The organism is Bacillus sp. RAR_M1_44, assembly GCF_020165935.1.
GTDB lineage: Bacteria > Bacillota > Bacilli > Bacillales > Bacillaceae > Bacillus > Bacillus altitudinis.
This window is the reverse complement of record NZ_JAIUKX010000001.1, coordinates 688,577-700,911: the sequence shown is the minus strand read 5'-3', so window position 1 is coordinate 700,911 and position 12,335 is coordinate 688,577. Positions and strand designations below refer to the sequence as shown.

Annotated in this window: 16 protein-coding genes; all 16 read left to right on the top strand. The window is 36.1% G+C overall.

Translation table 11 applies throughout. The annotated features are described in order from the left end of the window. Nucleotides 1-23: 23 nt before the first annotated feature. The 16 genes from LCD34_RS03750 (at nucleotide 24) to LCD34_RS03675 (ending at nucleotide 12,329) form a co-directional block, all read left to right on the top strand. Nucleotides 24-461, top strand: coding sequence for a hypothetical protein (locus tag LCD34_RS03750; protein ID WP_151284814.1), 438 nt, complete (start codon nucleotides 24-26; stop codon nucleotides 459-461). 89 nt (nucleotides 462-550) lie between these two features. Next, nucleotides 551-673: a hypothetical protein gene (locus LCD34_RS19535; RefSeq protein WP_260857579.1), complete on the top strand. Its 123-nt coding sequence runs from the start codon at nucleotides 551-553 to the stop codon at nucleotides 671-673. Nucleotides 674-686: 13 nt separating this feature from the next. Further along, nucleotides 687-1,133 (top strand): ArpU family phage packaging/lysis transcriptional regulator, encoded by a 447-nt coding sequence (locus LCD34_RS03745; protein WP_224558543.1) that lies wholly within the window; start codon nucleotides 687-689, stop codon nucleotides 1,131-1,133. Next, nucleotides 1,130-1,672, top strand: coding sequence for a site-specific integrase (locus LCD34_RS03740; protein WP_224558542.1), 543 nt, complete (start codon nucleotides 1,130-1,132; stop codon nucleotides 1,670-1,672). The genes LCD34_RS03745 and LCD34_RS03740 overlap by 4 nt, the downstream gene beginning before the upstream one ends. Before the next feature lie 326 nt (nucleotides 1,673-1,998). Beyond that, nucleotides 1,999-2,475, top strand: coding sequence for a hypothetical protein (locus LCD34_RS03735; protein ID WP_057079031.1), 477 nt, complete (start codon nucleotides 1,999-2,001; stop codon nucleotides 2,473-2,475). Between the two features lie 322 nt (nucleotides 2,476-2,797). Then, nucleotides 2,798-3,079 carry a hypothetical protein gene (locus LCD34_RS03730; RefSeq protein ID WP_057079032.1) on the top strand — a complete coding sequence of 94 codons (282 nt, stop codon included), beginning with the start codon at nucleotides 2,798-2,800 and terminating at the stop codon, nucleotides 3,077-3,079. Between the two features lie 231 nt (nucleotides 3,080-3,310). Then, nucleotides 3,311-3,856 (top strand): hypothetical protein, encoded by a 546-nt coding sequence (locus LCD34_RS03725; protein ID WP_224558541.1) that lies wholly within the window; start codon nucleotides 3,311-3,313, stop codon nucleotides 3,854-3,856. Nucleotides 3,857-4,050: 194 nt separating this feature from the next. Further along, nucleotides 4,051-5,265, top strand: coding sequence for a PIN-like domain-containing protein (locus tag LCD34_RS03720; protein ID WP_057079033.1), 1,215 nt, complete (start codon nucleotides 4,051-4,053; stop codon nucleotides 5,263-5,265). A gap of 84 nt (nucleotides 5,266-5,349) precedes the next feature. Beyond that, a complete protein-coding gene (locus tag LCD34_RS03715; protein WP_057079034.1) occupies nucleotides 5,350-5,706 on the top strand; it encodes a hypothetical protein in 357 nt (118 codons plus the stop codon). After that, nucleotides 5,696-6,061 (top strand): HNH endonuclease, encoded by a 366-nt coding sequence (locus LCD34_RS03710; RefSeq protein ID WP_057079035.1) that lies wholly within the window; start codon nucleotides 5,696-5,698, stop codon nucleotides 6,059-6,061. Before LCD34_RS03715 ends, LCD34_RS03710 begins: the two co-directional genes overlap by 11 nt. A 227-nt stretch (nucleotides 6,062-6,288) precedes the next feature. Further along, nucleotides 6,289-6,804, top strand: a complete 516-nt coding sequence (locus tag LCD34_RS03705) for a phage terminase small subunit P27 family (RefSeq protein WP_224558540.1) — start codon at nucleotides 6,289-6,291, stop codon at nucleotides 6,802-6,804. A gap of 14 nt (nucleotides 6,805-6,818) precedes the next feature. Then, nucleotides 6,819-8,510: a terminase large subunit gene (locus tag LCD34_RS03700; protein WP_224559344.1), complete on the top strand. Its 1,692-nt coding sequence runs from the start codon at nucleotides 6,819-6,821 to the stop codon at nucleotides 8,508-8,510. Between the two features lie 183 nt (nucleotides 8,511-8,693). Further along, nucleotides 8,694-9,974 (top strand): phage portal protein, encoded by a 1,281-nt coding sequence (locus LCD34_RS03690; RefSeq protein WP_224558538.1) that lies wholly within the window; start codon nucleotides 8,694-8,696, stop codon nucleotides 9,972-9,974. Then, on the top strand, nucleotides 9,937-10,560 hold the full coding sequence (locus tag LCD34_RS03685) for an HK97 family phage prohead protease (RefSeq protein ID WP_213406910.1): 624 nt from the start codon (nucleotides 9,937-9,939) through the stop codon (nucleotides 10,558-10,560). The genes LCD34_RS03690 and LCD34_RS03685 overlap by 38 nt, the downstream gene beginning before the upstream one ends. A gap of 39 nt (nucleotides 10,561-10,599) precedes the next feature. Further along, on the top strand, nucleotides 10,600-11,895 hold the full coding sequence (locus LCD34_RS03680) for a phage major capsid protein (RefSeq protein WP_224558537.1): 1,296 nt from the start codon (nucleotides 10,600-10,602) through the stop codon (nucleotides 11,893-11,895). Nucleotides 11,896-11,921: 26 nt separating this feature from the next. Next, nucleotides 11,922-12,329, top strand: a complete 408-nt coding sequence (locus tag LCD34_RS03675; RefSeq protein ID WP_224558536.1) for a collagen-like protein — start codon at nucleotides 11,922-11,924, stop codon at nucleotides 12,327-12,329. Nucleotides 12,330-12,335: the final 6 nt, after the last annotated feature.

Sequence of the window (12,335 nt, the reverse complement as noted above, 5' to 3'; positions counted from 1 at the left end):
TTAAAATAAAAAGGGGTTTTATCATGGAATTAGAAAAAATCTTGACCATTGCTATTACAGCTATTCTTTCAGCAGTTGCTGCTAACTTTGCAGTGTACTTCAAAGAAAAGAAGATTCGTGAAGAAAATAAAGCAATACAGAATGATGAAAATGCATTTGAAAAAATTTATAAGCCATTGTATCAAATCGCCATGAAAGATGTATACACGCCAAAAGGATACGACGGATTGGATCATGAACAAATTACACAAATGAAAGGGTTTATAGATAACTTCCCTGAATATTGTCCTATTGATTTGATACATCTAGTTAATGACAGATTCGATGATTCAATGAAATTAAGAGGAATGCATGAAATGGGATTGAGTGAACACCAAAAAGTCGATGATAACCAAGTACTCTACGATTATGTTGTAAAAAGATTCGAAGAGTTAAAACTGAAACTAGCTACATCTAAATAAGTCCAAGACGGAGAGCCTGCGGACACTGATCAACACCTTTTACGGGTGCTGGTTGGTGTCCTTTTTCTTTTTGTCGGAAAGGAGCAGCCATGAAGAAGGAAAAGCCGAAAAAGAACACGCAGAAGCTCACTGACAGAGATTTAAGAGAATTGATGGGGCAAAACATGCAAAGGCTGAAAAGAGCCAAAGGCGGGGCAATGCGCAGAAAATAAAGGGGGAATTATCATGAATCAAACAAGTTTAGACATTCCGCAGATCGACGAGGAAAAAACTAGAGAAAAGATGGAAAGAATGCTTGATAAGTATAAGATGTTAAGGCTTCAAACGCCGGAAGACTTTCTCCCAAAAATCACTACAACATACACCATTACGCCGCCTAGTTTCTCAAATCAGTTTCATTCATCGACCGAGGATGCAGCCCTTAAAAAAATAGATTGGGAAATCGAGCGTGATCAATTCATGAAACGGATTCAGCGTGCAATCAATCGTCTTACGCAAAAAGAGCGCCGCATTTTAGTTATGCTCTATATGCAGGATGAAGAAATGTATGATTATGAGATTTACGCAGATATGGGCCTCAGCCAGCGGAACTATTACCGATTCAAAAATAAAGCCTTTTACCGTTTAGCTTTCGCACTTAGAGAAGAAGTGTACAAGGGGGACAATTCATGAATTTTGTTCAGCCGATAAGAGACTTTGAAAAGGTGGAGCAAATGAAGGCCTATCTAAAAAAGAAAAATAGAAGAAATTATATATTGTTCATATTGGGGATCAGTACCGGCTTAAGGATATCTGATATTCTCAAGATCAAAAAAGAAGACTTGTTGAAAACACATCTGGTCCTCAGAGAAACAAAAACAAAGAAGCAAAAGAGGATTCGTGTACCGCCATCAGTTAGAAATGAATTAATCGCTTACGCTAAGGATCTCAAAGACGGTTCATACGTGATTAAAAGCAGGCAAGGGGAAAATAAAGCTATTGATAGATCGGTTGCATATCGCATTCTTAGGGAAGCGGCTGAGCAAGTGAAAATTACTGAAATAGGCACGCACACATTAAGGAAGACCTTCGGCTATCATTTTTATAAACAGACAAAGGATGTGGCCATGCTGCAAGAAATATTCAATCACACCAGCCCAGATATCACATTAAGATACATTGGAATCAATCAAGACAACATGGATTCCGCAATGATGAAGTTTAAGATATAATTTTTTTAGATATATCTGCACCAAAAAATATCAAGGAGTGCAGTCATTAAAGGGATATAGAGAAACCTTTATGTGACAAGGATTTCAGCGATTGCGGGAGTACAACACACTATATGTTATGGTGTAGTGAGAAGGAGAGAAGTATGGTAGTGATGGATTGTAGTTAATTCGCGAAATACCAATATCATAATATGTTACAAATACAGTCATCCTTTAGAAATTATGAGGAGTGAGGATTTCAAAATTAGACTACTTTGGTGTAATCTTATGAAAAAGATTGTAATAATGTATTTTACAGCAGATAATGGATAAAAAAGGGTGGGAAAATGGAGAGTTTAGAGAGGTTTCTTATCGATTGGGTTAATCACACCAAAGAGGGACCAAAGAGAAGTGACTTAGAGCATACAGACAAGATTTGGATAGATTATATACGACTGTTTAAAGAGTGGGAAATTAGTGACGATTTCAATAAAAATGAACTTGCAAAGTATATAATATATAAAGGGGAATTAAAAAGATTACATAGGGGTCATAAAGATATTCATTATGATAATCACTATGTTTCTTGGACATCAGCTGAAGATTTAAATCAAATATATTGGTTTAATTTAATATCATCACCTTATACAGTCATTACAGCAGAAGCGACTAATGATAATCCTGGATTTAATATAAGAGGATTTATAGATGCTATAAAATTAGACTCTCCTGATTATATGCTAAATACAGTGAATACTTATAATGAATATGAAGTAGTTTTTCCGTTACAAAAAAATTCAATTATTAAAGTTGATCAATTTTAATTAAATAAATGGTTAGTTCTTGATCATCGGAAGCACTGCCTTTTAGGCGGTGCTTATTCTATTTAATTTAAGAGTTATTATTTCTTTACAAGATCAATTGTGGTCATTTCATAAACAGGAATAACGGCTAACTATCTGTTTGGTGTTTCTCATCAACTATTCATAATGAGAAGCTGTACAACTCATTTTAGGAAAATGTCTGAATAATAAGAGTAGCAAAGCTTTCAACGTTTTTTCAGTAAGACACAATAATAGATATGGTTAATTGGTGGATAAATGAGTAATCTAGTTGTATAATAATCTAAAAAAAGGATGGGTTATTATGGAACAAAATGAAAAGATAGGATCTGAGGAACGTTTAGAATCTTCTTTTGATATGATGCTACCTTCGGTGAGAAATCTTAAAGAGGTAATTGAAGATTTTTATCCTGATATAAGTATAAAAGATGTTAAACTATCTGATCTGAAGAAAAAATCTAATTCAAAATATGGTGTGAGTCTAACGAACCGTTTAGTACAAACTTTAAGGTCTAAAAATTATATTTTCATTAAAAGGAATGACGGATTAGAATATGTAGATATTGATGCTATTAGAAAAAGCTAAATGAATGGCACACTTTTGGCACGATCTTGGCAAAGCATTCTGTCTTAGAGCGGTTATGATGGTATTAGGTGATAAGTTGAAGAGCGGCTCCCATTGTGGAGACCGCTTTTTTATTGGCAAGAGATTGGAGCATTAATAGATATGGTAAATTGTAGATTGTGTGGATAAACATTATTGGATATTAAGGGAAATGTTGTATAATAAATTAAATTTACTTGAAGAGGTGTGTTCATGAGTCAGGAAATTATAATTGCAGTTATTGGTGGTGTAGTGACAATAATAGTTGGCCTAATAACAGCAGGAGCTACGTACTTTGGTGTAAGGATTCAAATTAAAAAGAATGAGGAAACTTTTGAAAAAAAGCGTGAACAAAAAGAGAATGAGCGTAAGCAAATAGAACAAGAGTCTCTTGAATATCAAAAACAAATAATTGAGAGATTTATTGATTTTGAGGTTCATGATAACTTCAATAACATTAAAAGAAATCATGCGGGAATAATGATTACTGACACAGAAAATCTAAGAAATCAACTTTTTAACGAAAGTGGTTTGAATTTTACAGAGTTTGATAAAAACAAATACGATCTAATAAAGTATAAAAGTGCTCTGATTAATGAAGTGATAGAGATTTATGATGCTTTTCGTCTTCTTATTATTTACGATGGTGTTTGCAAAAACATGCCAGACGATGAATTCCATAGATTTGAGAAAGGTTATCAACTTTGTTTAAATAGATATCAAAAGGATTATTCACACCAGGTGATAAGCTTCTTTTAAATTAGTGACACACTTTTTGCACGATCTTAGCAAAGCATTCTGTCTTAAAGCGATTATGATGGTATTAGGTGATAAATTGAGAGCGGCTTCCATTGTGGAGGTCGCTTTTTCGTTCGACAAAAGTTGCATTCGATTAAAATTAACAGTTTTAGTCCGATATACTAATATGAATTTGTGTATTGGGGGAATTTACAATGAGAGAAAAGTTTCGAGAGTTTTATTTTGACAGAGATGATAAAAAAATATGGGAAGAATCCATCATTGTTTTAGATACAAATGTTTTACTTAACTTATATAGATATTCTAAAGAAACATCGGATCAAATAATAGGGTTATTAAATAAATATAGAGATAACTTATGGATGCCTCATCAAGTTGCATTGGAATATCATTATAATAGGAAATCAGTATTAGTAGAACAGAGTGGATCATATAAGAAAGTATGTAATGCTTTAAATGAAATTCCAGAAAAAATAAGGGACATGCTGAATCAAGATTTGAGTAATTATAAGAAACGGCACAAAGGTGATGTGGAGAATTTCATTGAAATTATCCAGGCTGCAACCAATAAACACATAGAAGAATTAAATGCAAAAAACGAAAAGAATACTGAATATAATTTAACAGATAAGGATTCAATTAAATTAGAAATCACTAAACTTTATAATGGCAAAGTAGGTGATCCCTATACCAAAGATGAAATGGAAGCATTAGAAAAAGAAGCAGATGACCGTTTGAAAAAAGAGATACCACCAGGATATAAAGATTATAATAAGAAAAAAGGTCATAAATTTCATAATGGTGTTATGATACAAAATAAATATGGTGACTTAATACTTTGGAAACAATTATTGCGTTATGCTAAAGATAAGAACACTAGTGTTATATTTCTGACTGATGAACAGAAAGAAGATTGGTGGTACGATTTAAAAAGCAGAATAATAGGTCCTAAAGTGGAATTGTTAAATGAATTTACTAATGAAACTAATAAGGAATTCCATATGTTTAATTCTTTAGGTTTCGTGAAAAGACATCGAGATGTTATTAATGACGATACGGTTTCTGAAGTGAGGGAATTAGACGAATATTACAGATCAACTGAAAGCCTGAGAATGGGTAGAAGGTTTTCAAAGCCATTTATACCGGATTATTTAGATCAAGATACTCTTGCTGCATTTTGCTTTTGGTTTGATAAAAAGTTTTCAAAATCATTATTCAAAAAAATTAAATTCAGTACTATTTATGAAATTATTGAGAATGAGTTTGACGATTACACGGCAAAAAAAATTATGAGTTTCTTATACAAAGAGAATTTAGTGAAAGAAGACGTTATAAAACAGCAAATGTATATTAAGATGGATCAATTAAAGGCTAGAGTCCACGAAACTATATTGAATTTAAGCAGTTGAATTATAAAGACTAATATAAGATTGTAACATAAAGATTTTTTAAGCATCCTTCGGGGTGCTTTTTATTTTGGGGAGGGACACAACGTGGACAACTCACTCAGGGAACTAATCATTAACACAGCAATTGGACACGCAATAAGGACAGACCAATTGTATAACGGTCTCAAAGCCCTTAATAAAAGGGGATGCATATGGGCGGATGGGGAGATCATCAGAGGGTTAGGGATGCTTGGGTCTTATGGTGTGAGGGATAGGCAAGCTATAGACAGTCTCCTACATGTCAGCCAGACTCTGACCTATGAAGCAGCTCGATCCTATCTAGCATCATATCAAAGAGAGTACAGGGAGTTTTATGCTGTACAGAAAGTGGGGCATCTTCATGCCTTTGTTTTGTTTGCAATGATAGATGAGAGAAAAGCTGGTGAATCAGATGCCACCTAAACCATTGAGAGAGTGTAAGGTGCGAGGGTGCAGGGAGTTAACAAGGGATGGTTATTGTCCTGCTCATGCTGACGGTAAGCAGCAGGAAGCGAAGTATTACAACAAACATGTTCGCGATAAACAATCAACAAGTTTTTATAAATCAAGAGAATGGAAACAGACAAGACAACTTGTTCTATTGCGAGACAATTACCTTTGTCAAAGCTGTTTAAAACAAGATCGTGTCGTTCCTGCTGTGATGGTTCATCACATAGTGGAGCTAAAGCAGGATTGGAACAAACGATTAGATTTAAATAACCTCGAAAGCATGTGTAATAGCTGTCACAACAAGGTTCATGGCAAGCGAGGGTCATAGTACCCCCCGGCATTAAATCCCTAGGAAACGGCTTCGTGAAGATCGGTGAGCCGTCATCTGCAAACAAACACCGCTTTTCAAAGTTTCCGAAAAACAGAAAACCCCCCTCGGCGAAAATGCCGAGAGGGCTTGGTACGACTGGTTTTGTTGTTAATTCGATCATATCACGAATTTGATCAAAAACAAGCATAAATTTGAAAAAATCGAAACGGAATGAGGTGAAAAATATGCCGAGACCTGCAAAATCCGCAACTCTTCAATTAATACAGGGCAATCCAAATAAGAAAAACACAGATGAACTAGCGATGCGTGCCGAACAAGAACAGAAAATGAAAATGCGATCAAGCAACATTAAACCTCCATCCTGGTTGGATAAAGTGGCTAAAAAGGAATTCAAACGGATTGCCGAGCTATTAAAGGAAGTGGACATTATAACGGAGGCAGACATCAGCATGTTGGCCGCCTATTGTAATGCCTATTCTCAATATATTTCTATTACCAAGGTGATAGAGGAAGACGGACTCATGGTTCATAAAGATGGATTTGATGAGGACGGAAATCCAATTGAATTGATTGGAGAAGAACACCCATTATTGAAAAGACAAAAGAACTTCTTTGATCAAATGAAGTCTGCTGCAAATGATTTTGGTCTTACTCCATCAGCCCGCGCAAAACTAGCGATCACCAAAACACAGGAGATTCGGGAAAAGACGGCTGCTGAAAAGGAGTTTGATAACGTGTGACAATTAAGCAGTTTATGATTGATTACTCAAATGATGTTCTACAAGGGAAAATTGTAGCTTGTCAAAAACACATTTGGGCCTGTCAGCGTTTTTTGAATGATGTTGAACGAGAAGGAAAAGAAGAGTTTCCATATGTATTCGATGAAGAAAAGGCCCGAAGATTTCTTTTTTGGATGACTCAATTTAAACATACCAAAGGACCATTAGCAGGGGAAAATATTGATCCTGATCCTATTCAGATTTTCATTTTTGGCAATGTCTATGGATGGGTCCACAAAGATACCGATATTCGCCGTTTTACAACTGTGTATTGGCAAGTTGGCCGTAAAAATGCAAAGACTCAAAGCTTAGCAACTGTTGGGTCATATGAAGCAATGGCGCTTGGAGAAAGTATGTCGGAGGTTTATATAGGTGCAACCAAAAAAGAGCAGGCTAAGATTTGCTGGAAAGAAATAAATGCTCAAATTGAGGGTAGCGATCTTCTCAATAAACCATCAAAAAAATATAAGGTGGCATATGGGACAATTGAACATATTAAAACAAAATCAATTATCACACCACTTGCAAAAGATGCCGGGAAAACCGGAGATGGATTTAACCCTCAATGTGGAATTATTGATGAATATCATGCTCATCCAACATCAGAAATATATGATGTTATTGAATCGGGTATGGGAGCAAGATCACAACCTTTAATGGTAATTATCACAACTGCTGGACCTGAATTGAATAATCCTGCTTACCGTGTCGAGTACAATTTTGCTTCTCGTCTTTTAGATCCAAATATGGTAGAGAAAAATGACCATTACTTTGCAATGATTAATGAGTTAGATGCAGATGATGATATTAAAGACGAGAGTAAATGGGAAAAAGCAAATCCGATACTTGCAAAACACGAGTTTGGCATAAATTATTTAAGACGACGTTTGGAAATGGCTTTGAATGTACCGGAAAAAATGCGTGATTTCCTCACAAAAAATATGGATATTTGGGTGAACATGCGATCAAACGGATATATGGATATGCAAGCATGGTCTGATTGCGGGTTGAGTGAAGATCTACCAGATTTAAAAGGTAAGGAATGTTATGCAGGGATTGACCTATCAAAACGTATTGATTTAACAGCGGCCAGTTTTGAATTTCCACTCGAAAATGGGATGTATTATGTTACAGCGCATGGCTTTATGCCAGAAGATACGTTTCATGAAAGGATGAAAACTGACAAGGTACCGTATGATTTGTGGGTCAAAAAAGGTTGGCTAACTCTTACTGATGGTGCTGTCGTTGATTATGATTATATCCGTGCGTACATTAAAAGAATGGAAAAGGATCAAGGTTGGAAAATCAAAGAGATTGGATATGATCCATATAACGCAACGCAGTTTGCGCAACAGATGGAAGCTGATGGATATGTCATGATCGAGATCAGGCAAGGGGTGCAAACATTATCCGAGCCGACCAAAGATTTACGTGAGAAAGCTAAAGCGCGAAAATTAATCCATGACAACAATGATCTTTTAACGTGGGCGATGGGGAATGCCGTCACAAAGATTGACGCGCAGGAGAACATCATGCTTGATAAATCAAAATCGTCACAACGTATTGATCCAGCAGCTGCACTTATAAATGCTCATGTGAGAGCGAGTCAAAATGATGATCATTTAGATTTGAATGAGTATATTTTGTCAGGAGGCTTTTCATTCTAATGAAAAATATCATTAAGCAAGTTATGATTTTTCTGTACTCAATCTTAAATGACCTAGTATTTTTTGCTGGGGCAATCTTTATTACAATAGCAGCTTATAAAATACATGAAATCATCGGTCTTTTAGTGACTGGTGTTTTTTTTATATTTACAGCAATTTTAATGAGCCGAAGGAGGTGATTAATTGTTATTAGAAGGTATGTTTTCTAAGAGATCAGCAGATTCAGACAGTGCCTGGGGAATGTCACAGGTCCCGCAATGGGTGTTTGATATTTTCGGTGGTGATAAAACGGCAAGCGGGGAGAAAGTGAGTGAATCGACCTCGTTAAAACATCCTGATGTTTTTTCTTGTATCAATGTTTTGTCAGATGATATAGCAAAACTATCTGTCCATATGTTTCGGAGGCTGGGAGAGAATATTTCAGGAGAGCGTGACCATCCTGTTTTTAAATTGCTCTATTTAAAGCCCAATCAATATATGACAGCTTTTACTTGGAAAAAAGTAATGATGACGCATGTTTGTACGTGGGGAAATGCATATTCTTTGATTCTTTCAGATAAAACAGGTGATATCAAAACATTAATCCCTCTGAATCCAGCGAATACAAATCCGTACCTCGATCCTAACTCAGGTATATTGTGGTACGAAACAATCATTAATAACAAACGAGCTGAATTGCATTCGGAAGAAGTTCTGCACTTTAAAGGAATGACGGAAGATGGAATAGTAGGCCTCAGTCCAATTCAAGTTGCAAGGGAACATATTGGTGCTCAATCTGCTGCAACAAAGTTTAACGCAAAATTGTACAAAAATGATGCAACTCCAAGAGGCATCTTAAAGATCCCAACCTTGTTACAACCAGAGGCAAAAGAGGTTGCAAGAAAAGAATGGCAGAGAGTAAATGCAGGTGAAAGTATTGCGATTGTTGATGCTGGACTTGATTATCAATCTATTTCAATGCCTCTAAAAGATGCCGAATTTGTAGAGTCTATGAAATTCAATAAGGCTCAAATCGCTTCCATATTCAAGGTGCCTCTTCATAAGATAAATGAATTGGACCGCGCTACATTCAGTAATATCGAACATCAATCTATAGAATATGTGAAGAACACTTTACAGCCGTGGATCGTTTCCTTTGAACAAGAAATCAATACAAAGCTGTTTACTGATGATGAAATAAGGCAAGGGCTATATGTTCAATTTAACGTTAATAGTGAATTACGCGGTGATTCAAAATCAAGAGCTGAATTCTATGAAATTATGGAACGAATTGGAGCTATGAATATAAATGAAATTCGTGCTCTTGAATCAAAGAATGCTATTCCTGATGGGGACAGACACCTAGTTTCACTGAATTACACTTTCTTAGATATGTTAGATCAATATCAGATGGCTAAAGCTGGCCATAAAGGAGGTGATCCGAATAATGCCGAAGGAAATCAGACAGCTAACGACGGAAATTGAAGTTAGGTCACTTGATGATGAAAGCAAAAGTGAATATGTAGAGGGTTATGCCCTTAAATTTGAAAAATGGTCTGAGCGTCTTGGGTGGTTTAAGGAAATCATCAGCCGTGGAGCGTTGGACGAAGCAGATATGTCCAATGTAATTGCTTTATTTAATCATAAAATTGATTATCCATTAGCAAGAAACACTGTTTCAACGGGTGCTGGTAGTCTCCAATTAACTGTTGATGCAATAGGGCTGAAATTTAGATTTGAGCCAACAGACACCACTTACGGACAAGATTTGATGAAAAATTTGAGAGCAGGTGTGATCAATCAATGTTCTTTTTCGTTTTCTCTTGATCATTCAGGTGATGAAGAACCTGATGAATGGACAAGAAATGAAGAAGAAAAGTTATATGAGCGCCGAATCAATCGAATCAATCGCATTTTTGACATTTCACTTGTCACAACTCCTGCATATAGCGATACGGAAGCTGTTGTAGGAGAAAGAAGTCTAGAAAAAGTAGAAGTTTTAAAAAGACAAAAAAGCACAACAAATAAGAGGATTGGGCTGGAACTAGACTTATTAGACCTGACTATATAGCGGGTCTTTTTTTATGCTCAAAATCAAGGAGGAAAATCTATGCCAGTAATGATGAGTAAAGAGGAACGTCAATTGCGCCAGCAGTTTACACAGAAAAAACAAGAAGCTAGAAATTTACTAAGTGAAGGAAAAGACGAAGAAGCACGTTCTATGCTGGATGAAGCAAAGTCTTTGCAAAAGAGAATTGAAATGATGTCTGAGGAAAGAGAACTCGATGCACCAGAAATTGAAGACCGACATTATGTCCCAGAACAGAAAAGAGATCCTGAATCTGATTTTTCTGATGAAGAGCGCAGCTTAACAGGAACGCAAGAATATAGAAATGCATGGTTCAAGGTCTTGACTGGTCGTGATGATGAATTAGGTAACGAAGAAAGAAAAATGCTGCAGGAAGTTCTAAGAGAAAACAGACAACTTTCATCCAAAAGTGATAAGGATGGCGGGTATACAGTACCGGATGACATTTCAAAACAGATAATTAAGTCTATTCAAGAATTAAATTCAGTTCGTAACTTGGTACGGGTTGTACCAAAGACGGCACCAGGAGGTAGCTATCCAGTAAGAAAGGGTGCGGCAGGGAAGTTATATAACATTGCTGAAAAAGAAGCGATCAAAGAACTCAAAAATATGGAGTTCGACCAAATCACATACAACGTCAAAAAATTTGCTGGCTTTTTGCCTATCCCAAACGAATTATTGAATGATTCTTTCATTAATTTTGTGAGGGAGATTGTAGAATGGCTCTCTGAATCTGCAACTGTAACTGAAAATGATGAAGTCTTCTATGGAAAAGGCGGAGAAAACAACGTAGAGGGGATTATAACAAGCAAAAAATATAAATCTCTCAAAGCCCCTTCTCTAATTACAATTAAGTTTTTGAGAAAAGTTAAAAACCAAATCAAAAGAGGCTATCGAAAAAATGCAAAATGGGTGATGAATACAGAGGCATTTGAAACGCTAGCAAACATTGAAGATAAAAACGGCCGCGGGATTTTAGCCGAGGACCCGCGCAATGAGGATAGCTTCCTTCTATTCGGTAGACCTGTTGAAGTGTATGACGAGATTGTAACAGACGATAAACAAAAAACTCATATTCTATTCGGAGATTTTAAAAATGCATACTTTATGTTTGATCGTCAAAAATTCGAGATCAAATCAACTGACATCGGCTCAGATGCATTCCTAACAGATCAAACATATTTCAGAGGTATTGAACGATTTGACGGAAAAGTAGTTGATCCAGAAGCCGCAGTAATTGTGACTGATTTAGTTGTAGGTGAAGAAGCAGCAGTTGAAACACCTTCTGAAGATAAGTCCGTAGACGCTGGAAAATAAGAAAAATTGAAAGGAATTGATGTATCATGGCTAAAGATTTTTTGAATGAAAGTAATGGAGTATTCACATCTGCAGAGGCTGGGCCTGACGGTAAACCTATCACGCCTGTTTACGTAAAAGGAAATAGTAAAGAAAACCCTCTCTTTATTCAAGGTATGCAAGGTGAAAAAGGTGAAAAGGGTGATACTGGTCCTCAAGGTCCAAAAGGAGAAAAAGGCGATCCGGGAGAGCAGGGGCCGAAAGGTGATAAGGGTGATTCTGCAGTAATTGAGGCTGGCTCAATTAAAAATGAACATTTAGGTGATGGTTCAGTTAATTCCCGGACAATCGGTAAAGGTAGTGTCAAGTGGGACAATATCAATTCAGAAGTACAGAAAATGATCACTGACCTTCAAGAAAAAGTCGAAGCAATAGAAAATCAAAAATCCGAATAAAGGTGA